We start from the raw sequence: 23,996 nt of genomic DNA, 5'->3' as shown, positions 1-23,996 counted from the left end.
TGTTTTGTCGGATCGGGCTGCGAGACTCCGCGCATGCGTGATCACGAGCTCCCAGAACGCCGGCGGCCGACATGAGCGCGTCCGAGCGGTTCAGCCTCCAGCCGAGCCCGGACAAGTGGCAGCCCGCGTGGCTCGCCCGCGGAACACTTCGCGAGCGGCGTTTCGACCTTCCTGCCGGAGTGTCCAGTGTGACCTTCGACAAGGCGCTGATGGTGGGCGTGGACTTCTCCGGGATTCACTTCGTCTCCTTCAGCGCCCACGGCAGCCGGTTCGAAAGCTGCGACTTCTCCGGCACCACCTTCGAAGACCTGTCGATGGGGGCCACCGGCGTGCGCGGGTCGTGGAACCGCCGCGTCAGTTGGCCGCAGTCGGTCTTCCGCGACTGTGTGTTCCGCCGCACCCGATTCGCGCCGCTCACCTTCTTCGGTAACGTCCGGTTCGAGAGATGCGTGTTCGACGGGTCCCGGCTGAGGGACCAGACGTCCACGTCCGAAGCCGAATTCGTCGACTGCGTCTTTCTCGGCCGCGTGCGGGATGTCAACTTCTGGGGCCGTCCGACCCACGACCAGGCGGCGCTGGGCAGGGACCGCAATGACTTCACCGGCAACGACTTCACCGGCGCGGAGCTCGACGGTGTCGCCTTCCGGCACATCGACCTGCGGGCCCAGCGCTTTCCCGGCCTGCCCGGCTACGCGCTCCTCGACCGGGTCAGCGCGCGGGTGGAGGCGGCGCTGCCTGTGGTGGAGCGCTGGCCGGACCCACGTCACCGGGAGAAGGCCCGCTTCAGCTTGGAGTTCCTCGCGGAGAGGGCTCTCGAGTACAACGACGACCACCGGCTGGTGAGCCCTTCGGAGCTGGGCCGGAAACTGCCGCCCGCGCTCCGCGAGGAGTTGTTCGAGGCGCTCAGAGGCACGACCAGCGATATATCCCCTGGTTGAGCCGTACCGCCTCGCGAGCCAGGTCCCGCAGGCCGGTGACGCGTTCGACCTCGAACTCGTCGAGCAGTTCCTCCTCGGCGTACTCGCGCAGCCGCGCGTCGTCCACGGCGGCGAGCGCGGCGGTGGTCTCGGGCGCCGCCAGTTCAACGCCCGCCGACTCACCGTCGTCGATGACGGCCTTGCTGTCGCCGAACTCGCTGAGGTCACGTCCGCTCAGCTCGGCGGCCAGCGTGTCGAGGTCGTCGAGCCAGCCTTTGCAGTCGACGTACGGCAGATTCAACGCCGCCGGCCCACCGGACAGGGCCAGCCGGGCGGACTGCTCGGAGTCCACCGTGAAGTAATCGACGAGAACACCCATAGTGCGCGACTCTACCGATCATGCCCGCACCGGGCGCATTGCTCGCCTCAGGCGCTCAGAGGACGTCCCAGTCGAGCTCACCGTCGACCACCTTCGGCTTCCAGTAGCCGATGGAGCCGCCCTTCTCCATGGCGTCGGCGGTGGTCTTCAGCAGGGCGTAGAAGGAGCGGATCCGGACGCCTCCCGGCGTGAAGCGCATGGAGCCCTCATGATCGGTTTCGCCGATGTCCTTCCGCGCCGAGTCGATCACCAGGTGGTCGCCCATTCCGTCGGCGCCGACGGGGATCATTCGTCCGTCCCACCATTCCGATCGTGGATCGGAGAATTCCCCGTCACTTTCCTCCTCACCGTCGATGTCGCACAACCGTCGCCACGTGACACGCATTTCCTGGACGCTCGAGTACGAGTTGCCCAGGAAGCCGAAGGCCCAGGTGTCCTTGAGGTAGACGGCCCCGTCATGCCGCAGGAGTGAGGCCCGCAGATCGTCTGGGAAACGTATTCCCATATACGCCTCCGCGGCCGCGATGGTTTTCGCGTCTCCGCTCTTGCCGAGTGTGCGATAACTCCGGGGAGCGTTGGTCTTCAGCCAGTCCTCGATGCGCTGCCACTGCCGGTCCACCGCCCGCTCAACCTTCGCGTCGATTTTCCGTACGCGCGGTTCGGTGCCCACGGGCCGGCAGTCCGCGTCGGGACGGGCCTGCGTTTCCTCACTCTCCGCCGACTGCTGGGACACGTAATCAGCGTCCGGACCGTACTCCTCCTCGTTTCCGGCGAACGTGCAGGCCGTACCGCTGTCCGAGGTGTTCTCAAGGCATGGCCCCCACCGCACATCAGATGAGGGCTCGGAGAAGACCGCGGATTCAAGGACTTGAGTACCGAGAGCCAGCATGAGAATCGCGAGTCCGGCAACGGCCCAACGAGTCAGGCGGCGGCGGGTGGCATCGTCCAGCGGCTCCCTTGGCTCGCCGCGTTCGAAGAACTTGGTGAACTCGGGGCGGTCGAAGAGGGACGGCTTTTCGGCGCCATAGCGCTGGAGATCCTCAGCGGTGGGAGTGCCGAGGATCGGAGCCGGCGGCCACTGCGCTTTCTCGCTCCGGGTCGGAATCGAACTACGGGTCGGAATCGAAAAGGAATCGGAAGCCACCTCCTCCCGCTGGACCGGGCGCCGTCGAGAGCGCGCGATCACCACGATCGTCGCTGCCGCAATGGCCGCCAAAAGCGCGAGCCATAGCCCGCGGGATGTGATCAATCGCCGCATGTCCGGCACATTACCCGGAATTGATCTAGACGGATGCCGACTCCGCTCGCGGTCACCCTGCCGACGATCACGCTCCGAGGGCGAGCGCACACACCCGGGCACCTGTCATTAGGATCATTGCCGTTGCGATGATCCGGCGAGCGGAGCCTCGATGAGTGACCCCGGCGGCTTCGGCCCTCTGGTGAAGGACGAGCGCGAGGCGATCGGTCCGTACCGGATCGTGGGCCGGATGGGCGCCGGCGGCATGGGCGTGGTCTATGCGGGCGTCGCGGACGACGGCGCCCGGGTCGCGGTCAAGGTCATCCATCCGGGATTAGCCGCTGATCCGCAGTTCCTCGCCCGCTTCGTCCGCGAGGTCGATCTCCTGTCCCGGGTGCGCGGGCGCTGCACGGTCTCGGTGATGGCCTCCGACACCGCCGCGATGCCTCCCTGGCTGGCCACCGAGTTCGTCCCCGGCCCGACGATCAGTACGTACGTACAGGACAACGCGCCACTGCCGCCGGACGAACTGCTCTCGTTCGGCGTGGACATCGCCGAGGCGCTCACCGACATCCACGGTGCCGGCATCGTGCACCGCGACCTCAAACCCGGGAACGTGATCCTCTCCGACTCCGGCGCGAAGGTCCTCGACTTCGGCATCGCCCGAGCCCTCGACGAGAGCGGCCTCACGGGCACCGGCGCGCTGATCGGTACGCCCGGCTGGATCAGCCCTGAGCAGTACCGGGGCGACGAGGCGGACGCCGCCGCCGACGTCTTCGCCTGGGGCGCGCTGATGGCGTACGCCTCGACGGGGCGCCCGCCGTTCGGCACCGGAGCCCCCGACGTCCTCGCCTACCGCGTCATGAGCGTCGATCCCGACCTGTCCGGGGTACCCACACAGGTTCGGGACCTGGTACGAAGCGCGCTCGCCAAGGACAGGACGGCCCGGCCCACCGCGGACGAGCTGCTCGCCCAGGTCACCGCACTAAAATCGGGCACGACCCCACTCACGGCGGGCACGATCCCCATGCCGCCCCCACCCAGGTCGGGCACGACCCCCATGCCACCCCCACCCAGGTCGGGCACGGTCGTCATGCCGCCGCCGGTATCACCGCCTGCCAATCGCGTGCCGTTGTGGCCGGCCGCCGCCGTCCTGGCGACGGTCGTGGCCATCGGCGCGCTGGTCTGGGTGGGCTCGGAGGGGATACCGGCGGCACTCCGGAGCCTGAGCGACCCTCCCTCGTCCACGCCCGCGGAGAACCTGACGCCGGACACGAGCGCGACCCCGACCCCCGAGGAGACGACGGAGACCCCGACCCCGACTCCCGAGGAGACGACCAGCACGAGGGAGACCCCTGAGGAGACGGAGACCCCTGAGGAAACGCCCGCCACAACGGAGAAGGCGAGCGCGTCCCCCACCACACGCCGCTCGGCCACCGCCGTGCCGTGCGCGTCCGCGAGCTCGATCCTCCGGCAGGCCGCCACGCTGAACGGCGGCCTGCCGCAGGACGCCAGGGTCGCCCGCAAGCGATGCGTGGGCTACTGGGTGGCGGCCGAACTCGACTCCCCGAGCGTCGGCGGCATCGACCTGATCGCGAAGCGGAACGCGACCCGATTCGTCAACGCCGAGATCGGCAGTGACTTCTGCTCGCTGGAGAACGAGTCGGCGCTCCTCAAGAGCGCGCCGAGTGCCATCAGAGCCTTCCTCTGCCCCAATGGCTTCGGCTGACCGCCTCCGCCCGAGACCCGAAGGAGAGCAGGTTGCACCCTGCGCTCGTACGGAGGATGGGGCGGGCCGCTTGATCGCGCGTCCCAGTGCCCGAGTCGTGCTCATCGACGCCGCCGATCGGCTCCTGCTGTTCTCCAGCCGCAACCGGCTCGACGGCACCCTTCGCTGGTACACCCCCGGCGGCGGGCTCCAACCCGGCGAGACCTATCAAGACGCGGCACTGCGCGAGCTGTACGAGGAGACCGGGCTGACGGGCGCGACCCTGGGCCCAGAGGTGTGGAGAGGACGCCCCTGGACCGTCGATCGAGACGGCGTCACCTACGAGGTACGGCAGCGCTACTACCTGGCCCGCGTCCCAGTCTTCGAGATCGACACCACCCGGATGGAGGACTTCGAAAGGACGAGCATCACCGGCCACCGCTGGTGGACGGCGCAAGAACTGACCGAGACCACCGACCTCCTGCGACCCGCCGGGCTACCGCACCTGCTGGCCACCCTTCTCGCCGACGGCCCGCCTCGCAACCCGGTACTTGTCGACGGCTGACGCGGTCATGTCTCCCGGCTACCGTCTGACCACGTGATCGAATACCCGTCTCAGCAGCTCCAGCAGCTGCGTGCGCTCGGCTTCTGACAGCGGCCGCAGCAGCTCTTCCTGAACCCCGGCCAGGATCGAGTCGAGCTCCTCCAGCCGCCGCCGCCCGGCCGAGGTCAGGGTGATGATGTTGCGGCGCCGGTCGGCCTGGTCGGGCGCGCGCTCGACCAGCCCCTGGTCCGCGAGCTCGTTCACGGTGGCGTGGGTGTCGCTGCGGTCGATGCCGCAGCGCTGGCCGAGGGCGATCTGGCTGGCGGGTCCGAACTCCTCCAGGGCGGCCAGGATCGCGAAGTGGTAGCCACGGGCGTCGACGGGCGTCAGCACCTCGCCGATGAGTCGCTGCGCGTGCAGCGAGGTCTTACTGATCAACCAGCTGGGCTTGCCGCGCAGGCGGGCGGGTGCCGACTCCATGGACCGAGTCTACCGTTGGCTCGCCCCACGATTATGGTGCTACCGTTGGCCGGGCCAACGTTGGGTTGGCCAACTAGTTTCGAGGTATGCCATGACCACGACAGTCGGCTCCGCCCGGCACCCCTCCGATCCCCCGCTTCCCGACCCGCGCCGCTGGTGGGCACTGGCCACGGTCGCCACGGCCCAGCTCATGGTCGGGATCGACCTGATGATCGTGAACATCGCGCTGCCCTCCGCGCAGCGATCACTGTCCATGTCCGACCCCACCCGCCAGTGGGTGATCACCGTCTACGCCCTGTGCTACGGCGGCCTGCTGCTCCTGGGCGGCCGGCTGTCGGACCTGTTCGGCCGCCGCCGCAGCCTGCTGATCGGGCTGGCCGGCTTCGCCCTGGCCTCCGCCCTGGGCGGCGCGGCCACCGGGCCGGCGACGCTGCTGGCCGCCCGGGGCCTGCAAGGCGCCTTCGGTGCCCTGCTGACGCCTGCCGTCCTCGGCACCATGGCCGTCTCCTTCCCGCTGCCCGCCGAGCGGGGCAGGGCCTTCGGCGTGTACGGGACGGTGATGGGCAGTTCTTCCGGCCTGGGCGTACTCCTGGGCGGGGTTCTGACCGAGTACCTGGACTGGCGCTGGTGCATGTACGTGAACATCCCCATCGCTCTGGCGGCCGGCACGGGCGTGCTCTACGCGGTCCGCTCCACGCCGGCCGGATCCAGACCCCGAGTGGACGTGGTGGGCGCCCTGCTGGCCACCGGCGGCCTGATGGCGCTGGTGTACGGCTTCTCGCGGGCCGAGACCGACGGCTGGGGCGCGGCCCTCACCTTCGGCCCGCTGATCACGGGAGTTCTGCTGCTGGCCGTCTTCGCGTGGGTCCAGCACCGGGTCAACCATCCGCTGCTGCCGCTGCGCGTGATCCTCGACCGCCACCGCGGCGGCTCCTACCTGGCCGTGCTCAGCCTGGCGGTGGGGATGTTCGCCGCGCTGTTCTTCCTCACCTTCTACCTGCAGAACGTGCTCGGCTACCCGCCCGTACGCGCCGGACTGGCCTTCCTCCCCCTCACTGCGGGCCTAATGCTCGGCGCGCGGACGGTCGGCCGGCTGGTGCCCCGTGCCCCGCTGCGCGCACTGCTGACCCCCGGGCTGCTGACCCTGGCGCTCGCGCTGGGCCTGCTCGGCCTGCTGCGGCAGGACAGCGGCTATTGGCTTCATGTCCTGCCGGTGCTCTTCCTGGTCGGCCTGGGCACCGGCTGGGTGCTGATCACCGCCAACAGCACCGCCACCCTCAACGCGGGCGCCGACACCTCCGTCGCCGGCGCCGCCGTCATGACCGCCCAGCAGATGGGCGCCTCTCTTGGAACCGCGCTGCTCAGCACCATCGCCGGTACGGCCACGGCCGGCTACCTGGCGGCCCATCCCACCGCCGTCGCCGAGGCGACCGTGCACGGGTTCACCGTGGCGAGCCTGTCGGCCGCCGCCTTCCTCTGCCTGGCCGCGCTGGCGGTCTTCCTCATCACCGGCAGAAGGGATCGTCGTGGGCTACCTGGGGCTTGAGGTCGAAGACCGCCTTCCTCGCCGGCCACCCGTCAGCCGCCGCCGCGCCGGACCGGCGCTCACATTGGGCCACTCGCGCGGATGGCGGCCGGTCCGTGGCCGTACCAGCGGTGGATGGCTCGCCGCAGGGCCCGGGGGTCGGTGAAGCCGACCCGCGTGGCGATGGACTCCACGCTGAGCGTGGTTTCCCGCAGCAGGCGGTCCACCCGTCGCTGGCGCAGCTTCTCCAGCTCCTCTCGCCAACTGCTGCCCTCGTCGCGCAGGCGGCGCTGGAGCGTACGGGGGCTCATGGCCAGTCGCCGGGCCACTTGGTCAAGGCCCGGCGGGCCGTCGGCGACCGCGGACTCGAGCGCGGCGTGGAAACGGTCGAGCCAGCCCCGCACCGGACGGGCGGCCGCGGTGGACAGCTGCGCGTGGTTGTCCAGGATCGCGGCGAGGGCGGGGTCGGCGCGTGGCAGGGGCGCGTCGATGTCGGCCTCGGCGAACGTGATCGACGGGTGGGCGGCCTCGTACTCGACGCGCCTGGTGTCGTACAGCGCGGCCAGGCGTTTGGGCGCGGTCGGCGGGCGGCGCGGCAGCCCCACCCACACCGGCGTGAGCCGCCGACCGGCCCCTGAGCCGGCCAGCATGTACGGCACGAACTCCGCGATCATCGCGTATTCGGGGTAGTCGCGGTACGGACCCTCCCAAGCGACGGTCACCCCGCCATCGTGACGGGTGACCGTGAGCCGGTCGGCCGGGTCGGCGATGGCGGTGAAGCGACGGCCTCGCCTTCTACGTGGGCCTGAACGTCGAGCACTTCATGATCGACCGCCCCTCCACCAGCATCAACGAGGCGACCGCGACTCTCGTACCGGATCCGCTCAACTACGGCTGGCGCGACTACGGACCGCGGGTGGCGATCTGGCGCGTCATGGAGGTACTCGACCGGCACGCCATCCGGGCGAGTGTGCTGCTCAACGCCGACGTGTGCGAGCACTACCCCCAGATCGTCGAGGCGGGCAACGCCCACGGCTGGGCGTGGCTCGCCCACGGCAAGAACAACTCCACCCTCCAGGCCGACGTCGACGACGAGCGCGCCTACCTGACCGAGGTCGTCGACACCATCGAGAAGGCCACGGGACGGCGGCCACGCGGCTGGCTGAGTCCCGCGCTCACCGAGACGTTCCAGACGCCGTCCCTGCTCGCCGAGCTCGGCCTGAGCTACGTGCTGGACTGGACCAACGACGACCAGCCGTACCGGCTGAACGTCCCGGGAATGCTGAGCGTGCCGTACTCACTCGAACTCAACGACCTGGGCATCTTCACCATGCACGGCAGGAGCGGCGCCGACTTCGTACAGATGGTCAAGGACCAGGTCGACCAGCTCTGTGCCGAATCCACGGAGAGCAGGCGCGTCATGGCGCTGGCGCTGCACCTGTTCGTCATCGGCCAGGCGTTCCGGGCGAAGTACCTCGATCAGGCGCTTGAGTACATCGCCAATCGCCCCGACGTATGGCTGACGACCAGCGACGAGATCGCCGAGCACTACGCCGGGTTCCCAGGACGCTGAGTTAGCGAGGGAGTGGGGTCAGCGGAAGTCGGTGGTCACCTTGGCGGGATCCGGCGCCTTGACCGACACCTTCGCACCCCACCCGCTGTAGCGGCTGTCCACGGCGATCATGGCCTGTCGCCCGGCCTCCGTAGCCGTGAACTTGCTCTGCACCCTGCTCACCAGGCCCCCCGAGGTGAGCGTGAGGGTGTAGGAGACCTTCGTGCTGTCGAACGAACTGGGCGCCTTCGCGCCCGCCCACCAGGCCGAGGCCTGCTTGAGGTCCTTGAAGGTGATCGTGCCGGTGATGGAGTTCTTCGTCGACTTGCCGTGCTTGATCAGTGCGGCCAAGGTCTTGGGCTCGGCCGGGTTGAGAATCTGACCGTAGGAGTCGGGCACTCCGTAACTCTTGACCTTGTACCAGGTCTTGCCCTCCGGGAGCACCATGGGCATGACCCCGCCGGTGTGGTACGTGATGTCGCCGACGCCGACGGCCCTTTGCCGCCCGTAGGTGTCGTCGTCCCAGTGGATGTTGATGTCGAACGCGGCGACGCCCTTCTTGTCGAACTGGAAGACGCCCTTGCGGTCCTGGATCTCGCTCTCCTCCGTGCCGTTCGACCAGGCGACCGTTTCGGTGAAGCGCACGCCGTGCCCGGGTACGAGCTGGGCCTTCAGCGCGCTGACGGGGTCCTTGGTGGCCGCCTGAGCGGGGGCGGCAACCGCCGATAAGGCGGCCGATAGGGCGGCGCCGGCCGCCAGAGCAGTGATCATCTTCTTCATGGTCAGTGATGATGCCGGAGTCGGATCACAAACGGGGCACGGCCGAGAGCAGGAGGCGATCAACGGACTCCGGGCTCTCGGCTGCCACCCAGATGGTCGATCGCCGGATCCGCGAGCCGTGAGCTGACATCGGGAAACGAGCCGTCTCCGAACAGTACGCGCGCCGCCAAAGCCCGACCGGCACGACTACGTAGCAGCGTCACCACCGCCTCTGCCGCGGCGGGAGACCGGATACCGGCGAACACACGGCGCAGCAACAGGCGACCTCGGAACCGGGCCCGCAACGCGTCCCCGTCGTACCGGCTCAAGACGCTTTGATCGCCGGTACGCAGGTACCCGGCGGCGACCGCCGCGGCCCACTCGGACATGCGTAAACAGGGGTCCAATCCACCCGCCGTCAGCGGCGACACCGCGCCCGCCGCGTCTCCGACGAGCAGCCCGGCGGGGCACGCCAGCCGTCGCAGCACACCACCGACCGGGATCGGACCGCCTCGACGCTCGACCGGACCGGTCGGCGCCGCACGGCCGGGCGCGTCCGCGGCGAACGCGTCCAGCAGGTGGCGGATGCCCGTGCGCATCGCGGCCGGATATCCCGCGACGCCGACATGCGCGTGCCGGCCGTCGTCGATGACCCACCCCAGGTACCCCGGAGCGACCCGGGGGTCCAGCACACAGCGGAACGCCGGGGTGGCCGTGCCAGGCGCGATCGGGTGGACGATCTCGGCACCGAGCAGGGAGCGCCGGTTGACATCGAGGCCGAGATCACGGGCCACCCGGGAGCGGGCGCCGTCCGCGCCGACGATGAACCGGGCCGTCACCGGGTCCGCATCTGCGAACCGCACCAAACCCCTCGACGCGCCGACATACCGTACGCCCAGCAGGACCCGCGCCCCGGCCGACTCCGCGGCGCGGCGCGCGTGCTCGTAGACGGCCGCCATGTCGGCCACGCGGTACTCGTCGCGGTCACTGGTGAGCCGGATCGGCGCTCGCCGCGACGGCGGATACAGCAGCACGTCCCGGATACCGGGCCCGAGCAGCTGGTCCGGCAGGTCGAAGTCGTCGAGGGTACGCCGTACGAAGATCCCCGTCGTACGGATGCCCGCTGACAGCGACCCGCGGCGGTCGACCACCAGCACCTTCAGTTCCCGCCGGGCGAGCGAACGGGCTGTGCGCAGCCCGGCCAGACCCGCACCCACGACCAGTACATCGACGGCCTGCATACCTGCGACGGTAGGCGCGGGACCTCACCCATACGCCCGTTTGCACGCTACCTGCCCCGTATCTCCACGCGGCCGCCACACTCAGGGGGTTTTGGAGTATAGGAATACCGCCATCAGGAGAGCGGTCAGCCCGCCACAGATCATCGCGGTGGAGACAGAGAAGGCGTCGACGACGCGGCCGCCGACGAACGCGCCGAGGGCGAACGTCGCCTGGAAGGAGGAGGTGAAGACGACCGTGGCGGCTTCGGGCGTGTGCGGGGCGGCGGCGATGAACGAGGCCTGCGAGCAGACGGGCACGCCTCCATAGGCCAGTCCCCAGACCACGAGCAGCACCACGGCGCCCACGGTTGTGCCGCCGACCGAGGGCAGCAGCAGGGTGGTGGCCGCGATCAGGCAGCCGCAGGTCACGAAGGCGGCTCGCAGATGTGTGGCGGTGGCCTTGCCGGCCAGGAAATTACCGGCGATTCCGGCGATGCCGTACGCCAGCAGGACGGCGCTGACCGCCACGGGAGACAAGCCGGTGACGTTCTGGAGGAGCGGCGTGACGTAGGTGTAGGTGCCGAAGTGGGCCAAGACAATAAGGAAGGTGGCCAGCAGGGCGATTCCGGCGCCCCGGGCGCGTAGCAGGTCGAGCAGGACGCGCGGGCTGGTGACCTGGTGGGCGGGCAGCGGCGGCAGCAGCATCACCAGGGCGACCAGGACCAGGATGGCCAGCGCGGCCAGGACCAGGAACGCGGTTCGCCAGCCGGCGAGGTCGCCGATGAAGGTTCCGGCCGGTACGCCGAGCACGGAGCCCAGCGGAACGGCGGAGAAGATCACCGCGGTGGCGGAGCCGACGGCGTGCGGCGGCACCAGACGGCCGGCCAGCCCCGCCCCGATGGACCAGAAGCCGCCGATGGTGAGGCCGACGAGCACTCTGGAGATCAGCATCACCCAGTAGGAGGTCGCCACGGCGGCCAGCACGTCGGCCACGGCGAGCACCGCCATGAAGACGCACAGCATCACCCGGCGGTCCAGGCGCGCGGTGGTCAGCGTGACAACGGGTGCGGCGACCGCGGCGACGACGCCGGGCAGGGTCATGGTCAGCCCTGTGGTGCCGTCGGAGATGCCGAAGTCGGCGCCGATGGCGGTCAGCAGGCCGATGGGCAGGATTTCGCTGGTGACGATGGCGAAGATGCCCAGCATGAGTGAGGTGACCGCGAGCCAGCTGATGAGAGGCGGGCGTGGCGGGGCCAGGGTGGTGGTTGACATGGTTCCCGTTCAGGCAGGTGCACGTGGACTGGGACACCTCACCCAAGCAGTCATGAGGTAGCGGGCACTGGCATGTTTCGGACTTAACCAACGCCGCAACGACCCTGCTGCCGCGCATCGAAAGATCACCTTGCGCCTTCGGCCTGAGTGCACCCTCTCAGGCGTGCGCGCTGTTCATGTCCCATGGCGCCTGCGGAAGGACCTCGCCGGTCTCCAGCAGCGACTTGAGGTTCGCCAGCACGGCCGGCCAGCCGTCCGAGATGCCGGTGAGCATCTCCTGGTTGGGGAGATTCTCGTGGGTCACGGTGAGGCGGACGATCTCCTGGTGGGGTTCGACGAGAAAGGTGACGACCGACGGCTCTCCCGGCGCTTCGGTGTCAGGGGCGTCGTCGAAGGTGATGACCAGGCGCGTCGGGGGTTCGGCCTTGATCACTCGGCCGACGACATCGATGACGCCTGATCCGTCGGCGCGCCGGTGCTCCCAGGTCGAGCCCGGCTGCCAGTCCGAAACGTTGGCGTGGCCCCAGTATTGCGCCGTCAGGTCCGCGTCCGTCAGGGCTCGCCACACCTGCTCGGCGCTCGCGCGGATGTAGGTGACATAGACATAGGTGGGTACTTCGGTCATGGCGTACTCCTCTGCCTGGTTCTTGATGGCACTGATCGCTTGCAGGCGCGGCTTGTCGAACCCCGAGATCCAGCGCTCCTCGATCTCATGGATCGGTGTCGGGTTGAGGTAGTGCAGCCGCTCCCGTCCGCGTCGTACGACGGTGACGAGGTTGGCCCGCTCGAGGATGTCGAGATGCTGTGTCGCTGACTGGCGCGCCATGTTCAGGCGGTCGCACAGCTCGCTCAGCGTCTGGCCGTTGTGCTCGCGCAGACGGTCGAGCAGGAGTCGTCGGGTGGGGTCGGCCAGCGCTTTGAAGACCGAGTCCATCGCTCTCGCTTCGAGGCTCACGTCTCCATTATGCAGGTATTTGCCTGCATAATGTCAACGGCGCCTCACTGCCGGAGCCCACCCGCGTGCGTCCATTCGGCCGTACCACCAGGTGAGGCCGACCGCGACCACGACGAACACGGCCGCCAGCGGCGCGAGAAGCACGGCGCCGGCGGCGTCGAGCACGATCCCGCCGGCCGCGCCGGACAACGAGACCGCCAGATACAGCGCTGACTGATTCAGCGAGGCGACCATCGGCTGCGTGCCCGCCGGGGCGTACCCCATGATCAGGTGCTGCTGCGGCGTCGTGACAGTGAAGGAGAACACGCCGCAGGCCGCGACCGCCGGCAGCGCCATGGCGTACGAGACGCGCAGCGCCGGCACCAAGAGGAAGACGGCGGCGAGGAGCAGGTTCCCGGGCCGCAATCGATGCCGCTGACGAGACGCCTCAGCGCATGCGGGCGGACTGTTCGAAGCCACTCAGGATCGCGGTGAGCCCCGTCTCGAAGTGGTCGTCGAGGGTGGTGGCGTCGGCGGCTTCGGCGAGCAGGTTGTAGTCGGGGCTGCCGGGCTCGGGTTTGCGACTGCGCTGGTCGGCGCCGAGCTTGGTCACGGCGATGGCGAGGGTGTGGCCGATGGTGAACTCTCGCAGGCAGCGGATGATGCGCAAGCCCTGCGCCGGAGGGATGCCGGCGTCGCTGAGCTTGGTGAGCATCTTCACGCCGGTGTCGATGGAGGCTGGTGAACGTACCGGGCGGGTGGCGAACAGTGGCACAGCCTGGGGGTGGCGCAGGAGTGTGTCGCGCAGGCGCAGGCAGTAGTTCTGGGCCAGTTCCCGCCAGGGGCCGTCCCAGGGCAGAGTGTCGACGTTGACCTCGGTGAACAGCGTCTCGGCGACGCCGTCGAAGAGGTCCTCCTGGTCGTCGTAGTGACGGTAGACGGCCATCGGGTCGAAGCCGACGGCGGTGCCGAGCTTGCGCATGGAGAATTTACGCAGACCATGGGCGTCGATCAGGGCGAGCGCGGCGGCGGCGAGGTATTCGCGGGTGAGGGTGGGCCGGGTGGGCGGCTCTGGCAATCTGACCGGTGGGCTGGGGTCGGCCGTCATGGCTGGAAGCCCTCCAGGATCTTCGTGAGCGTCGGGGTGAACTCGTGCGGGTGCTGCATGAACGGGACGTGGCCGCCGGGGAACTCCTGGCAGGGTACGCCAAGGCGCTCAGACAACAGGTGCGCGGGCGCGTGGTACGGCTTGCCGACACTGTCGCGGCCGGTGGCCAGGCACCAGGGCGCTGTGGTGGCGGCCAGCGCGGTCAGGTCCGGCTGGTACTCGAAGCAGAACGCGGGCAGTTCGCGGCGCAGGGTCAGCTCCGCGTTGCGGAGCTGGCGGGTCATCACGTCCGGCGTACGTCGGGTGATCTTTCGTACCAGGCCGTCGGCGGCGAGCATGAGGTGAGTGGCGGCGGCGATCGTGGCTTGGCCGGATGGCGACAGGAACACGCGCGGCGGGTCCGGTAGCGTCATCGCGCCGAAAGCGGCGTAAGCCCGCATCAGGTGACCGTCTCGGGCAAGGCGGCCGATGTGTTCGATCTCGCGCCGTTCGGGGCTGTCGGGAGCGAGGAGTTGTACCAGCGGCGGCTCGTGCACCACCGCGCCCAGGAGTCGGTCCGAGTGTCCGATCACCATCTCCAGGGCGATGATCGCGCCCCCGCTGTTGCCGAAGACATAGGCGCGTTCCATGCCGTAGTGGTCGAGGACGGCGACCGCGTCGCCAGCCTGCCGGGCAACCGTGATCGAGCCACCGGGATCGGTGAAGGGGCTGCGCGAGTTGCCGCGCCGGTCGTAGGCGATCACGGTGAAGCTCCGGGCCAGGAGCGGGATCACGTCCGCGTACATACCGGCGTCGCCGCCGCCTCCGGAGATCAGTAGGAGCGGGGGTCCGTCGCCGGTCCGCTCGACATGCAACCGCGCTCCGGACGCTTCCACCACATCTACACTGTAGTTCATGTCTACAGTGTAGATGGAGCCCCGCCGTCTCAAGAACGGCAATGAGTGGGATGTTCAGGAGAGGGGATGACCTGGCGAAATAGGCGAATCCAAAGATCGCTGCGACGGGTTTGGCGTTCGATGATCCCGGAAATGAAAGCCGTGCTTCCCGAGCCGTCAGCATGCTCGGCCTCGAGAACGAGCGACTTCGCCCCACCCACCCGACATCGGGAAGCTCCAAGCCCTCCCACTCGCCCCAGGAGGAATGCCACGATGACGCACTGGTTCCGCAGCCACTGGGCCGACGAGGACACCTGGTTCTACATCGAGGCCGACGACGAAGGCTGGGTGACCCGGCAGATCGAATTCCGCGGCCCCGACGAACAACCTTTCGCCGCCGCCTCCCTGGCCGAATGGCAGACGGCTTTCGAGAGCGGAGAAGTCGCACGATACGGAGCTGTCTACGACCGAATAGCCGAGCAACCCGTCCATGAGTGGGAAGGTCACAACCCCGAGCCGCTGACCCTCGACGCTTTCGACCAAGCGTGGGCAAGGGCTCACGAGAGCCTCAGCGGTCCGGACTACGGAACCAGCCCGCTTCGGGTTCGTGATTTCGGGACCTGAGAAGAACCTCACCCGGCCGCGATATGCGGGTTTTATGGAGATTCCGCGCAATTGCGGTTACGGCACCGCGGTGCTGTCATGATCTCGGTGGCCCCCACCGATGGGATTTACATGTCTCGCTCACTCGCGCTGCTGGCCGCCTCGCTCTGCGTGGGCGGTCTCGCAGCTCTGGTGTACTTCCACGACTCTGACTTCGTGCTCTTACGGGAACATCTGAACCATCCGTTCGCACTCGGCGTGCTGGCCTGCCTCCTGATGGCGTTGGCCGCCGTCGGGCTGCGGTGGATGTGGCTACGCGTCGTGATCGTCCTCCTTGCCGGACTGGGCGCGAGTGTCGCGCTGTTCGGGGGGTTGCTCGCCATTGGGTTCTCCTCTGCCGAGGAGGTCGGCTTCGTCGACGGACCGCCCCCGTACAGGATCCGGCTCCAGCGGTCGATGGCGGGTCTCGGGCCGGACATGGTGATGTCGCTCAGCGTCCGCAATGACGGCGGGCTGCTCAGCAGGGAGTGGGATCTCGGCTGCTTCAACGACGACGTCCCCGACGACACCTTCGACTCGGTCAAGTGGACGGGGCCGAGTTCGGTTGAGATCCGGGTGGCCGACGGGCGGACGTTCCCTGTGGCCTTGGATCCCGACTCGGGCCGACCCCAGACCACCGCCACTCTCAATTGTTAACGGCGGCCCCACAAGCCACAGGCGGCACAGCTCTCCGATTCCGGCATGCCCATCGAGGCCATCTCACGATCGCGGTTCGGTTTGACAGTTGATCTCGTATGCACGAGATTGATCGTCCCTCCGACCAATTTCCAGGGGATCGTGATGAAGCGGACCGTCGTGGGTGCAATCCTGATCGCGGGACTGGCACAGCTCGTCGCCACCCCCGCGCAAGCAGCGCCCAGGGTCGACCCGGTAAAAGCGCTCCAAGCCGCATTGACTCGCGGTAAGGGCGTCAACATCGTGTCCACCGTAAAGGTTGATCAGGGTCGCGGCTTCTACTACACCGTGGATGTGGACGGCACGGTCGGGTTCGGACCGCAAGGCGAGACCGCCGCTGATACGTCCCAGCGTTTGCGGTTCAGCAAGACGATGATGAGCGGCCTGAAGAAACTCGGCATGGCGGAGGACGCCGCCCTGGAAGAGACGCCCCTAAGGGTGATCTCGTCAGGCTACGACGACTACGTCTCAGGCCCCCAGTTCGCCGACGCGCTGCCACAGGGCACGAACTGGGTGCGCTACTCCGCCACCGATCAGCCTGCCAGCAACCCGCCGCTGGAGGTCTTGGAGCCCGCCACGCTCAAGGCACTGCTGGCCCACCGCACGTCCTGGCGGGACGGGTTGGTGAAGGGCACGATCAAGGCCGACAAGCTGGTTAAGGTATCCCGTTCCTTCGCCTCTCGCTTCCGTGGCTACTCCATCAGCAAGCCCGTCAGCACCATCTCCTACACCCTCCGGCTGAGTGCGGCCGGACTGGTGGAGCGGGTTACGGCCAGGGGCGTCCTGCACCACTGGAAGGGTTCCCTGCTCCGTGTCGAGTCGGACACCCGCTACTCCGGTTGGGGACGGGAGGTCACCGTTCTGCTGCCGCTGAGAGGCGAGGTGCTCGACCAGGAGCAGCTCGAGGGCAAGGTGCCCTACCAGGTGCCTGGCGCCTTCAATTAGCCCCGCATCCTGCCGCCGGTGCTCAGGTGCCGGGATGGGCGGTGGTCCAGCCGTGTTCGAGCAGGTTGAAGATTGCGGTGGCGGCCTGTTCGGGGGCCGGGTGGCCGTGGATGACGTGGGCGGCTTCGAGGACGAACCTGGCGAAGGCGGCGCAGGTGATGTCGTCCTGAGGGGCGCCGGTCTCGTCGGCGAGGGCGCGGGCGAGGGCGGCTTCGTGGCGTAGCCACATGTGGCGGGCGTAGTCGCGAAGGGCCGGGGTGCTCTCCACCATGCGGGTGAGGGCCGCGGTGTGAGGGAAGGCCGCGACTTCGATCGCTCGCCTGAGGATGTGCTCGCGCAGGGCGTACGGGATGGACTGGCCGGGGTCACGATCGCGCACCGCGGCGACGACCTCGGCCTCGAGGTCGTCGTCGAGGTCGAAGACCAGGGCCTCCTTGCTCGGGAAGTACGCGAACAGCGTGGACACCGCCACGTCGGCGGCCTCGGCCACGTCCTTGACGCCCACCTGGTCGTAACCGCGTTCCAGAAACAGCCGCAGCGCCGCGTCGGCCAGCGCCTTGCGGGTCTGGGCCTTCCTGCGCTCGCGGCGCCCGACTCCTTCGCTCACTCGCTCAGCGTACGGCAACTCGGATCGAGTGCGAAATCGGAGCTGTTGCGAATTCGGAGTAACTATGATTTTCTGGCCACCTCGGAGCCGCTACCCGGAGGTATGTGCCATGAACCCCCAAATCGCGATCGTGGGCGCCGGCGTGGGCGGCCTCGCCTGCGCCCGCGGCCTGCAGACGTACGGCATCCAGGCAGCCGTGTTCGAGCGGGAGGCCTCCCGCGATGCCCGCTGGCAGGGAGGCATGCTGGATCTGCATGTGCCGACCGGTCAGGCCGCGCTACGGGCGGTCGGCCTGTTCGAGCGGTTCACCGAGCTGGCTCGGGCGCAGGGGCAGGAGTTGCGCGGGCTGGATCCCTTCACCGCCGCCTTGGTACACCACGAGCGGCCCACCGACAGCCGCGACGAGAGCTACGCCCCGGAGATCGACCGGGGCCAGTTGCGGGGGCTGCTGCTGGACTCCCTCGTCCCCGGCACTGTGCGCTGGGGGCGCCCGGTGGACGGGGTCGTACCGCTGGACGGCGGCGGCGCTCGCCTGTGCTTCACCGACGGCACCACCGCGGACTTCGACCTCGTGATCGGCGCCGACGGCGCCTGGTCCCGGGTCCGCCCCGCCGTCTCGGCTGCTGTGCCTCGCTACACGGGCGCCACGATCGTCGAGGCGTACCTGGATGATGTCGACGTACGCCACCCCGACCTGGCCCGCTGGGTGGGGCCAGGCACGCTGGCGGCGCGAGCCGACGGGAAGATGATCTCGGCCCAGCGCAACAGCGGCGCCCACATCCGCCTGTACGCCGGCTTCGACGCACCGGCGAACTGGTACGCCACCGCCGGCCTCGACCTCGACGACACCGCGGCGGTGTGCGATCACCTCCGCGCCTTGTTCAGCGGCTGGCACCCCCGGCTCCTCGACCTGTTCCGCGACAACGACAGCGGGTTCGTCAGCCGGCCCCTGCACGTCCTGCCCGCCGGGCACACCTGGGACCACGTCCCCGGCATCACCCTGCTCGGCGACGCGGCCCACCTCATGCCGCCCTTCGGCATCGGCGCCAACCTCGCCCTGATCGACGGCAGCGACCTGGCCACCGCCATCGCCACCCACCCCGACCTCGACCAGGCCGCTGCCGCCTACGAGAAGATCATGCTGCCCCGGTCGGAGGCCGCCGCCCAAGCCTGCGCGGAACTGATGAACACTCTGTCCGAGAACTCCACCACCGACGTCGACAGCGTGCGACGCACCCTCAACGACCGCATCCGCCAGGCGCAGGCCACCATCCAGCGATAGGGACGCCGGTACGGCTGTCAGGGGCGCAGCCGGTGGAACAGCTCTACCCGGGCGCGGTGGTATTCGATGTCCTCCTCGTCATGCGTCACCCCCTTGTGGAAGTAGGCGTACTCCCTGCGGAGCTTGTGCCTGACGAGCTGAGCGAGCGACTCCTCGTCCAGGCGGGCTGCCGTGCCGCCCGCCTCGTGGTACGCGGCCACGAACTCCTCACTCGGCCCGGCCAGGTCGTCGCCCCATTCCAGGGCGGCGGCGGCCAGCTCCAGCTCAGGGGCGCCGACGAAGGTCTCGTCCCAATCGAGAACCGCCACTATCCGGCCGTCCCTGGCCAGGGTGTTGCCGGTGTAGTAGTCGCCGTGCAGGGGGTGGCGCACGGGGTGCTCGGCGTGGAAGGCGGCCAGCCAGCGGTCCAGGTCGGGGTCGGCCAGCTCGGCGGCGTCCTGGGGCGGATCGCCGTACAGGCCGGACTCCTGGAAGGCGGGCACCGGGCGGGGACCGGGGCGGAAGCCGGCCAGGGATCTGTGCAGCCTGGCCAGCAGACGGGCACCGGCTGCGCGTTGGGCCGGGATGTCGGAGTCCGGCCAGGCACCCTCGACATACGGCCAGCAGGAGATCGGGCGGCCGCCCACGACGATGACCGTCGCCCCTTCGGCGGTCGGCAGCGGGGCGACCGCCTCGGGGAGGCCGCCGGCGGCGTGCCGGGCGATCGCGTGACACCACTCCGACTCGGCGGCGGCGCGCCACACCGGGCCGACGCGGATGACGTGCCCGTCGAGGCGGTAGGCGGCGGAGTCCTCCCCGCCGTGCAACCGCTCGCCGTCCCCCGTGACACCCCAGGTCAGGGCCGCGGCTTCGCGGATCTCAAGGGTAAGGGGCGTCTTTGCGTAGATCATCCGTACTTCCGTTCGGCTTGCGGGCAGGCGCGTGGCGCGACATCACCGGCGTAGCAGAATCGTGCCAAGGACGACCTGGGCCGGTTCCAGCGTGGGCTTGCCGTCCTCGATGTCCCACAAGGCGTTCTGCAGGATGCGGCCAAGTGTCCACCCGGTCGCCCGCTGCCGGTCCAGGCCGAGCACCTCGGTAAGGAGGTCGAAACGGCGCAGGACCGTACGGGTCACGTCGCCGGTCGCCACCACCGCCTCCTCCCATCGACTGTCCAGCGCCGGCCACAGGTCGAACCCGGGGTCGCCGGCCAGCGGTTCGGGGTCGATGGCCAGCCATGGTTCCCGTTGCCCGGCGAGGATGTTGTCGTAGTGCAGGTCCCAATGCAGCAGGCGGTCGCCAGGTTCGCCGATCAATTCGGCCACGGCGGACGCGCAGGTGCGTACCAGCTGCTGCTCGGCCGGGTCGCGCAATGCCAGTACAGCGCGTGGAACCTGATCCAGCATGGCGGCGGCGATGTCGGACAGATGCCGCAGACCGGGTGGGGCGGGCACCGCGACCAGGCGCGCCATCAGCTCGGCGAGGATCTGCATGGCGACATCGTCGTCAACCACCGATGACAGCGGCCGGGCCGCGTCCAGCCGCTCCAGCAACATGGTGCCGGTGTCGGGGTCGTGGTCGAGCAGGTGCACGATGCCGTTGCCGTTCCATACCCGCAGGCCGAGGGCGGCGCCGGCGTTGTCCTCGCTTGCTTGCTGGAATTTCAGCACCGCGGGAGCGCCATCTGCCTGGATCACCGGCAGCACGAGCGAGGCCATGCCGTGTGCCGCGGGGCCGTCCGGCCGCAGCGTCCAGCGGTCGAGGAAGTCCGCGGCCAGCCGGGGCAGCTCGGCGATCCAGGCACGGGCGGTCGGGCTGTTGTCGCCGTACGACGCGGCGAACGCGTCAGGGATGAACGTGCTCATGTCAGGTGTCTCCTTCGTAGGTTGTTCGGGATACGAAGGAGGCCATGGGGGTGCCCGACTTCCGGGCAAGCGTCAAAACATACCTCCACCCTAGCCAAGCACGATCATGTTCGGCCCTGGAGCGTGGCTTGGAGTCGGTGGATCTCGGCGGCGGTGCTGCGCTCGGCCGTTTTCATGAAGCGAACGATGGTGTTGAGCTCCGCGTCGTCGAAGTCGCCGAGGTCGTCTCGCGTACGGGCGATCAGTCCCGAGTAGGCGGCGCTGACCCGGTCGAGGCCTTCCTGGGTGGGTTCGATGAGCACTCGCCTGCGGTCGTGGGGGTCGGCCACCCGTCGGACGCAGCCTGCGGCGACGAGCCGGTCGATCATGCGCGAGGCCGATCCGGTGGTGAGGTTCACGTGCTTGGCCAGGACGCCGGGTGTTGTCGGACCGTGCCGGCCCAGCACGAACAGGCATTGCACGTCGGTGTCGGTGACGCCCAGCCGCTCGGCGACAAGGCTGTTGAGCTGGACGACCAAGATCGCCCAGCTGGGCACCACGTCCGTGGTGACCTCGGCAAGTAGCGCTTCCCTGCCCGCCGCCGGCTCCGCCATCGCGACACCCATCCCTTCCATTTCACTGCGTCGCGCAGCGAAGTCTGTGGTAGATTCACTGCGTGGCGCAGTTACTGTGCTACGCAGTCATTCTATCTCATCGCCTCATAGATCGACTCCGTTCAGGCGCACGGCCGTCGTCGTTCCGCCAGCGATCGGCCAGGACGTCTGCCTCACCATCCGATTCGGACCACCCCATGGAGACTCGATGACCGACGCGCCCCGTGCCACCGTCGACCCGTTCGCCGTCACCGTTCGCGGGATCGGCGAACCCCATCCCGTCCGCGCCGCCCTGCGCGCCACCGGTCCCATCGTCCAGGCCGATGCCCCAGCCGGCGGCCCGGTATGGATCATCACCGACGACGCCCTCGCCCGTGAGGCCCTCGTACACCCTCACATCGTGAAAGACCCCGCCTACGCACCGGCGCACTGGGACCCGCGTATCGCAGGTCTGGAACCGACTGCCGCCGCGCAGCCGTCGCTGACCACCTTCGACGGCCCGGCGCACACGCGGCTGCGCCGAGCGCACGCCCCGCTCTTCACCGCCCGGCGGATGCAGGACTATGCCGAACGGATCACGGGGTTCGCCCGCGATCAGCTCACCGTGCTCGCCGCGACAGGTGAAACGGTCGACCTGATGGCCGACTTCACCACTCGGTTCCCCCTCACCGTGGTCTGCGACGTGATCGGCGTACCACTCGACCGGATCGACCAGGCCATCACGGCCTGCCGGGGCATGCACAGCGCCGATCCCCAGGAGGTGGAGGCGGCGATGGCCGCCTTCGGACAGCTGGCCGCCGCCGCGCTCAGCGACGGCCGGCCCGGCCTGGCCACCGAGCTACGCGAACGGGTCCCCGACGAGCTCACCGAGGAACAACTGCACTACCTGATCTTCACACTGATCTACGCCGGGCAGCTGACCACCGACCCATCGCTGGGGTTCCTGCTCGCCCACGTCTTCGACTCCGACGGCTCTTCAGCGCAGGAGAACACGGTCGAGGAGTTCGTCAAGGAGACGCTGCGCCTGCACGCGCCCGCACCCTTCAGCCTCTGGCGGTTCACCTCCGCCGCCATCGATCTCGCCGGGGTACGGCTCCCTGCCCACGCCCCCGTGCTCATCGACATCCAGGGCATCAACACCCATCCCGGCCGGTCGATCGGGCCGGACCTCACCTTCGGCGCCGGTCCCCACTACTGCACTGGTGCGCAATTGGCTCAACTCGAGCTGAGCGCGGTCGTAGCGGTCGTACGGGCCGACTTCCCCGACGCACACCTCGCAGTGCCGATCTCCGAGCTCCAGCAGGTCGACTTCGGCGGCATACAGGGGAGCCGGCTGACCGCTCTCCCGGTGAATCTGCGGTGAAATAGACAGCCGTATTTTTGTGCCGGTGTCCCTCGGGCATCGTCAGCAGACTGTCGCTGTACTGTCAGCGCTCCCGCCGAGGCTTACACCCGTCAACAACACGCACTCATGCGACGGGACACCATATGCACACCAAGACCTGAGGCGGCGCGCTCGTCCTCGGCCTCGCGCTCACCACCGCCATCGGCCCCGCCGCGACCGCCGACGGCCCGGGGCGCCGTCGTGGCCGGGCTCAACGCTGCGGCCAAACCCCTCGCCTCCACCTCGCCCCAGGGTGGCCTGCACGACCGCGCCTTGTCGCAGACCTTCACCGACTTCGCCTTCGACCAGGCCACCAAGGCCGCCCTCGGCCAGTCCTTCGACATCCTGATCCACCTGCACAAGGTCAAGGCCACCGCACTGCTGCCGTGACGTCTCCGGGGAGACGGGCGAGACCAACTCGCTCGTCTCCCCTGTATCTGGGGGGCTGTCAGTCTGTTCTCTGGACGCCGAACCGTTGTGCCGGCAAGTGCCCTGGCGGTCGGCGCGGCGACCAGGTGGGACGATCAAGACATGTTCACTCCGCCTCTGTCGCCGACCGATCATGATGTGCTTTCGGCGGTGCGGGATGGCTGGCTTCCGGTTGCGGGGCGCGCCGCCTATCTGCCGGTGGGATTCGGGGCGCACCACTGGCGGATCGACCAGGATGGCGTGCCCGTGCTCTTCGCGACGCTCGACGTACCGGGCGGGCATCGAACCCCCGACTCGTTCGAGGGAGCATACGCGGCGGCGTCCGAGCTCGCGGCGACAGGCTTTCTCGGGGTGCTCGCACCGGTCCGATCCACGAACGGGAGCTTCACGATCCCCCTGGCCGAGGGGATTCTCAGCGTCACTTCCTGGGCGACGGGGCGCACGCCCGACGAGGCAGAGGCCGCACGGCCCGACCATACCGCCAAGACGAGACGGCTGCTCGCCGAGCTGCACAGCGCTCCCGCGCCGGTTTCGCTGCCGCACTGGGAACCGCGGATCACACCGGACTTCTCCGACCAACTGCCTCATGCCGCCACAGGATTGTGGAATGCGGGCCCGTTCGGAGAGGACGCTCGTCGTCTGATCGTCGAGTCCGCCGAATCGATCGCCGGCTGGGCGTCACGGTACGCCGAGCTCGCCGAGAAGGCGCTGGCCGCCTTTGACCGCTGGGTGCCGACCCACGGCGAGCCGCACCACGCCAACCAGATGCTCACCGATTCCGGGCTCGTGCTGGTGGACTGGGAGTCGTTCGCGCTCGCCCCGCACGAGCGGGACCTTCTCGACCTGCCCGAACACGACCGACGAGCCCTCGGCGGCGAGCCCGAGATGATCGAGCTGTTCGAACTGGAGTGGCGGCTGACCGAGATCAGAGAGTACGCACGCTGGTTCCAGGCACCGCACACCGGCAGCGAGGACGACCGAATCGCGCTCGCCGATCTACGCAACGAGCTCACACGCTGACGCCGCACGTCACGAGAGCCTCCTGGACGGTGCACTGGCTTGCC

Annotated in this window: 27 protein-coding genes; 12 read left to right on the top strand and 15 right to left on the bottom strand. The window is 68.9% G+C overall.

Annotation, left to right across the window (positions count from 1 at the left end; translation table 11 throughout):
• The first annotated feature begins 71 nt into the window (after positions 1–71).
• On the top strand, positions 72–938 hold the full coding sequence (locus AB0C30_RS15785; protein WP_357943812.1) for a hypothetical protein: 867 nt from the start codon (positions 72–74) through the stop codon (positions 936–938).
• On the opposite strand, the gene AB0C30_RS15780 is transcribed toward AB0C30_RS15785, so the two are convergent.
• Both AB0C30_RS15780 and AB0C30_RS15775 read right to left on the bottom strand, forming a co-directional pair.
• Positions 904–1,296: a hypothetical protein gene (locus AB0C30_RS15780; protein ID WP_357943810.1), complete on the bottom strand. Its 393-nt coding sequence runs from the start codon at positions 1,294–1,296 to the stop codon at positions 904–906. The genes AB0C30_RS15785 and AB0C30_RS15780 overlap by 35 nt on opposite strands.
• 55 nt (positions 1,297–1,351) lie before the next feature.
• The gene (locus tag AB0C30_RS15775; RefSeq protein ID WP_357943808.1) at positions 1,352–2,554 is read right to left on the bottom strand and encodes an SMI1/KNR4 family protein; all 1,203 of its coding nucleotides are present in this window, start codon (positions 2,552–2,554) and stop codon (positions 1,352–1,354) included.
• A gap of 151 nt (positions 2,555–2,705) precedes the next feature.
• On the opposite strand from AB0C30_RS15775, the gene AB0C30_RS15770 reads away from it, so the two are divergent.
• Together AB0C30_RS15770 and AB0C30_RS15765 are read left to right on the top strand one after the other, a co-directional pair.
• Positions 2,706–4,262, top strand: coding sequence for a serine/threonine-protein kinase (locus AB0C30_RS15770; RefSeq protein ID WP_357943806.1), 1,557 nt, complete (start codon positions 2,706–2,708; stop codon positions 4,260–4,262).
• A 70-nt stretch (positions 4,263–4,332) separates the two neighbouring features.
• Positions 4,333–4,806, top strand: coding sequence for an NUDIX domain-containing protein (locus tag AB0C30_RS15765; RefSeq protein WP_357943804.1), 474 nt, complete (start codon positions 4,333–4,335; stop codon positions 4,804–4,806).
• 18 nt (positions 4,807–4,824) lie between these two features.
• Here AB0C30_RS15765 and AB0C30_RS15760 read toward each other — a convergent pair whose 3' ends face one another.
• On the bottom strand, positions 4,825–5,265 hold the full coding sequence (locus AB0C30_RS15760) for a MarR family winged helix-turn-helix transcriptional regulator (RefSeq protein WP_357943802.1): 441 nt from the start codon (positions 5,263–5,265) through the stop codon (positions 4,825–4,827).
• Positions 5,266–5,356: 91 nt separating this feature from the next.
• On the opposite strand from AB0C30_RS15760, the gene AB0C30_RS15755 reads away from it, so the two are divergent.
• Complete coding sequence (locus AB0C30_RS15755) at positions 5,357–6,811, top strand: MFS transporter (protein ID WP_357943800.1); 1,455 nt, start codon at positions 5,357–5,359, stop codon at positions 6,809–6,811.
• Positions 6,812–6,870: 59 nt separating this feature from the next.
• Here the strand turns inward: AB0C30_RS15755 and AB0C30_RS15750 are convergent, their stop codons facing one another.
• Entirely contained in the window at positions 6,871–7,512 is a 642-nt protein-coding gene (locus AB0C30_RS15750; protein ID WP_357943798.1) for a helix-turn-helix transcriptional regulator, read from the bottom strand.
• A 101-nt stretch (positions 7,513–7,613) separates the two neighbouring features.
• Between AB0C30_RS15750 and AB0C30_RS15745 the strand changes: the two genes are divergently transcribed.
• Positions 7,614–8,363 carry a polysaccharide deacetylase family protein gene (locus AB0C30_RS15745; protein WP_357943796.1) on the top strand — a complete coding sequence of 250 codons (750 nt, stop codon included), beginning with the start codon at positions 7,614–7,616 and terminating at the stop codon, positions 8,361–8,363.
• 18 nt (positions 8,364–8,381) lie between these two features.
• Here AB0C30_RS15745 and AB0C30_RS15740 read toward each other — a convergent pair whose 3' ends face one another.
• The 7 genes from AB0C30_RS15740 to AB0C30_RS15710 all read right to left on the bottom strand — a co-directional run bounded on the left by AB0C30_RS15740 (position 8,382) and on the right by AB0C30_RS15710 (position 14,531).
• Positions 8,382–9,122, bottom strand: a complete 741-nt coding sequence (locus AB0C30_RS15740) for a hypothetical protein (RefSeq protein ID WP_357943794.1) — start codon at positions 9,120–9,122, stop codon at positions 8,382–8,384.
• 59 nt (positions 9,123–9,181) lie between these two features.
• On the bottom strand, positions 9,182–10,342 hold the full coding sequence (locus tag AB0C30_RS15735) for an NAD(P)/FAD-dependent oxidoreductase (RefSeq protein WP_357943792.1): 1,161 nt from the start codon (positions 10,340–10,342) through the stop codon (positions 9,182–9,184).
• A gap of 81 nt (positions 10,343–10,423) precedes the next feature.
• Positions 10,424–11,593 (bottom strand): MFS transporter, encoded by a 1,170-nt coding sequence (locus AB0C30_RS15730; RefSeq protein WP_357943790.1) that lies wholly within the window; start codon positions 11,591–11,593, stop codon positions 10,424–10,426.
• A 157-nt stretch (positions 11,594–11,750) separates the two neighbouring features.
• Positions 11,751–12,548 carry a metalloregulator ArsR/SmtB family transcription factor gene (locus tag AB0C30_RS15725; RefSeq protein ID WP_357943788.1) on the bottom strand — a complete coding sequence of 266 codons (798 nt, stop codon included), beginning with the start codon at positions 12,546–12,548 and terminating at the stop codon, positions 11,751–11,753.
• 33 nt (positions 12,549–12,581) lie between these two features.
• A complete protein-coding gene (locus AB0C30_RS15720; protein WP_357943786.1) occupies positions 12,582–12,953 on the bottom strand; it encodes a hypothetical protein in 372 nt (123 codons plus the stop codon).
• Between the two features lie 22 nt (positions 12,954–12,975).
• Positions 12,976–13,635, bottom strand: a complete 660-nt coding sequence (locus AB0C30_RS15715) for a TetR/AcrR family transcriptional regulator (RefSeq protein WP_357943784.1) — start codon at positions 13,633–13,635, stop codon at positions 12,976–12,978.
• Positions 13,632–14,531: an alpha/beta hydrolase gene (locus tag AB0C30_RS15710; protein ID WP_357943782.1), complete on the bottom strand. Its 900-nt coding sequence runs from the start codon at positions 14,529–14,531 to the stop codon at positions 13,632–13,634. The genes AB0C30_RS15715 and AB0C30_RS15710 overlap by 4 nt, the downstream gene beginning before the upstream one ends.
• Before the next feature lie 252 nt (positions 14,532–14,783).
• Here AB0C30_RS15710 and AB0C30_RS15705 point away from each other — a divergent pair, with 252 nt between their 5' ends.
• From AB0C30_RS15705 to AB0C30_RS15695, 3 genes are all read left to right on the top strand, one after another.
• On the top strand, positions 14,784–15,134 hold the full coding sequence (locus AB0C30_RS15705; RefSeq protein WP_357943780.1) for a hypothetical protein: 351 nt from the start codon (positions 14,784–14,786) through the stop codon (positions 15,132–15,134).
• Between the two features lie 111 nt (positions 15,135–15,245).
• Positions 15,246–15,809, top strand: coding sequence for a hypothetical protein (locus AB0C30_RS15700; protein WP_357943778.1), 564 nt, complete (start codon positions 15,246–15,248; stop codon positions 15,807–15,809).
• 45 nt (positions 15,810–15,854) lie between these two features.
• Positions 15,855–16,793 carry a hypothetical protein gene (locus AB0C30_RS15695; RefSeq protein ID WP_357943776.1) on the top strand — a complete coding sequence of 313 codons (939 nt, stop codon included), beginning with the start codon at positions 15,855–15,857 and terminating at the stop codon, positions 16,791–16,793.
• Positions 16,794–16,815: 22 nt separating this feature from the next.
• Here AB0C30_RS15695 and AB0C30_RS15690 read toward each other — a convergent pair whose 3' ends face one another.
• Positions 16,816–17,400: a helix-turn-helix domain-containing protein gene (locus AB0C30_RS15690; RefSeq protein ID WP_357943774.1), complete on the bottom strand. Its 585-nt coding sequence runs from the start codon at positions 17,398–17,400 to the stop codon at positions 16,816–16,818.
• Positions 17,401–17,509: 109 nt separating this feature from the next.
• Between AB0C30_RS15690 and AB0C30_RS15685 the strand changes: the two genes are divergently transcribed.
• Positions 17,510–18,682, top strand: a complete 1,173-nt coding sequence (locus tag AB0C30_RS15685) for an NAD(P)/FAD-dependent oxidoreductase (RefSeq protein WP_357943772.1) — start codon at positions 17,510–17,512, stop codon at positions 18,680–18,682.
• A gap of 17 nt (positions 18,683–18,699) precedes the next feature.
• Here the strand turns inward: AB0C30_RS15685 and AB0C30_RS15680 are convergent, their stop codons facing one another.
• The 3 genes from AB0C30_RS15680 to AB0C30_RS15670 all read right to left on the bottom strand — a co-directional run bounded on the left by AB0C30_RS15680 (position 18,700) and on the right by AB0C30_RS15670 (position 21,131).
• Positions 18,700–19,572 carry a phosphotransferase gene (locus AB0C30_RS15680; RefSeq protein ID WP_357943770.1) on the bottom strand — a complete coding sequence of 291 codons (873 nt, stop codon included), beginning with the start codon at positions 19,570–19,572 and terminating at the stop codon, positions 18,700–18,702.
• Positions 19,573–19,614: 42 nt separating this feature from the next.
• Positions 19,615–20,526, bottom strand: coding sequence for an aminoglycoside phosphotransferase family protein (locus AB0C30_RS15675; protein WP_357943768.1), 912 nt, complete (start codon positions 20,524–20,526; stop codon positions 19,615–19,617).
• A 104-nt stretch (positions 20,527–20,630) separates the two neighbouring features.
• Positions 20,631–21,131: a MarR family transcriptional regulator gene (locus tag AB0C30_RS15670; protein ID WP_357943766.1), complete on the bottom strand. Its 501-nt coding sequence runs from the start codon at positions 21,129–21,131 to the stop codon at positions 20,631–20,633.
• A gap of 196 nt (positions 21,132–21,327) precedes the next feature.
• Between AB0C30_RS15670 and AB0C30_RS15665 the strand changes: the two genes are divergently transcribed.
• The 3 genes from AB0C30_RS15665 to AB0C30_RS15655 all read left to right on the top strand — a co-directional run bounded on the left by AB0C30_RS15665 (position 21,328) and on the right by AB0C30_RS15655 (position 23,952).
• Positions 21,328–22,482, top strand: a complete 1,155-nt coding sequence (locus AB0C30_RS15665) for a cytochrome P450 (RefSeq protein ID WP_357943764.1) — start codon at positions 21,328–21,330, stop codon at positions 22,480–22,482.
• 222 nt (positions 22,483–22,704) lie between these two features.
• Positions 22,705–22,893 (top strand): hypothetical protein, encoded by a 189-nt coding sequence (locus tag AB0C30_RS15660; RefSeq protein ID WP_357943762.1) that lies wholly within the window; start codon positions 22,705–22,707, stop codon positions 22,891–22,893.
• A gap of 141 nt (positions 22,894–23,034) precedes the next feature.
• Positions 23,035–23,952: a phosphotransferase gene (locus tag AB0C30_RS15655; protein ID WP_357943760.1), complete on the top strand. Its 918-nt coding sequence runs from the start codon at positions 23,035–23,037 to the stop codon at positions 23,950–23,952.
• Positions 23,953–23,996: the final 44 nt, after the last annotated feature.

Source organism: Nonomuraea sp. NPDC048901 (assembly GCF_040649695.1).
GTDB lineage: Bacteria > Actinomycetota > Actinomycetes > Streptosporangiales > Streptosporangiaceae > Nonomuraea.
This window is presented reverse-complemented; position numbering and strand designations above follow the sequence as displayed.

Excerpts from the sequence above, each read along its gene's own strand:
- AB0C30_RS15740 (WP_357943794.1), bottom strand. The coding sequence starts at position 9,122 with ATGAAGAAGATGATCACTGCTCTGGCGGCCGGCGCCGCCCTATCGGCC.
- AB0C30_RS15675 (WP_357943768.1), bottom strand. The coding sequence starts at position 20,526 with ATGAGCACGTTCATCCCTGACGCGTTCGCCGCGTCGTACGGCGACAAC.
- AB0C30_RS15705 (WP_357943780.1), top strand. The coding sequence starts at position 14,784 with ATGACGCACTGGTTCCGCAGCCACTGGGCCGACGAGGACACCTGGTTC.
- AB0C30_RS15715 (WP_357943784.1), bottom strand. The coding sequence starts at position 13,635 with ATGACGGCCGACCCCAGCCCACCGGTCAGATTGCCAGAGCCGCCCACC.
- AB0C30_RS15665 (WP_357943764.1), top strand. The coding sequence starts at position 21,328 with ATGACCGACGCGCCCCGTGCCACCGTCGACCCGTTCGCCGTCACCGTT.
- AB0C30_RS15730 (WP_357943790.1), bottom strand. The coding sequence starts at position 11,593 with ATGTCAACCACCACCCTGGCCCCGCCACGCCCGCCTCTCATCAGCTGG.
- AB0C30_RS15700 (WP_357943778.1), top strand. The coding sequence starts at position 15,246 with ATGTCTCGCTCACTCGCGCTGCTGGCCGCCTCGCTCTGCGTGGGCGGT.
- AB0C30_RS15745 (WP_357943796.1), top strand. The coding sequence starts at position 7,614 with ATGATCGACCGCCCCTCCACCAGCATCAACGAGGCGACCGCGACTCTC.
- AB0C30_RS15685 (WP_357943772.1), top strand. The coding sequence starts at position 17,510 with ATGAACCCCCAAATCGCGATCGTGGGCGCCGGCGTGGGCGGCCTCGCC.
- AB0C30_RS15770 (WP_357943806.1), top strand. The coding sequence starts at position 2,706 with ATGAGTGACCCCGGCGGCTTCGGCCCTCTGGTGAAGGACGAGCGCGAG.
- AB0C30_RS15695 (WP_357943776.1), top strand. The coding sequence starts at position 15,855 with ATGCCCATCGAGGCCATCTCACGATCGCGGTTCGGTTTGACAGTTGAT.
- AB0C30_RS15775 (WP_357943808.1), bottom strand. The coding sequence starts at position 2,554 with ATGCGGCGATTGATCACATCCCGCGGGCTATGGCTCGCGCTTTTGGCG.
- AB0C30_RS15760 (WP_357943802.1), bottom strand. The coding sequence starts at position 5,265 with ATGGAGTCGGCACCCGCCCGCCTGCGCGGCAAGCCCAGCTGGTTGATC.
- AB0C30_RS15755 (WP_357943800.1), top strand. The coding sequence starts at position 5,357 with ATGACCACGACAGTCGGCTCCGCCCGGCACCCCTCCGATCCCCCGCTT.
- AB0C30_RS15780 (WP_357943810.1), bottom strand. The coding sequence starts at position 1,296 with ATGGGTGTTCTCGTCGATTACTTCACGGTGGACTCCGAGCAGTCCGCC.
- AB0C30_RS15735 (WP_357943792.1), bottom strand. The coding sequence starts at position 10,342 with ATGCAGGCCGTCGATGTACTGGTCGTGGGTGCGGGTCTGGCCGGGCTG.
- AB0C30_RS15785 (WP_357943812.1), top strand. The coding sequence starts at position 72 with ATGAGCGCGTCCGAGCGGTTCAGCCTCCAGCCGAGCCCGGACAAGTGG.
- AB0C30_RS15680 (WP_357943770.1), bottom strand. The coding sequence starts at position 19,572 with ATGATCTACGCAAAGACGCCCCTTACCCTTGAGATCCGCGAAGCCGCG.
- AB0C30_RS15710 (WP_357943782.1), bottom strand. The coding sequence starts at position 14,531 with ATGAACTACAGTGTAGATGTGGTGGAAGCGTCCGGAGCGCGGTTGCAT.
- AB0C30_RS15655 (WP_357943760.1), top strand. The coding sequence starts at position 23,035 with ATGTTCACTCCGCCTCTGTCGCCGACCGATCATGATGTGCTTTCGGCG.
- AB0C30_RS15670 (WP_357943766.1), bottom strand. The coding sequence starts at position 21,131 with ATGGGTGTCGCGATGGCGGAGCCGGCGGCGGGCAGGGAAGCGCTACTT.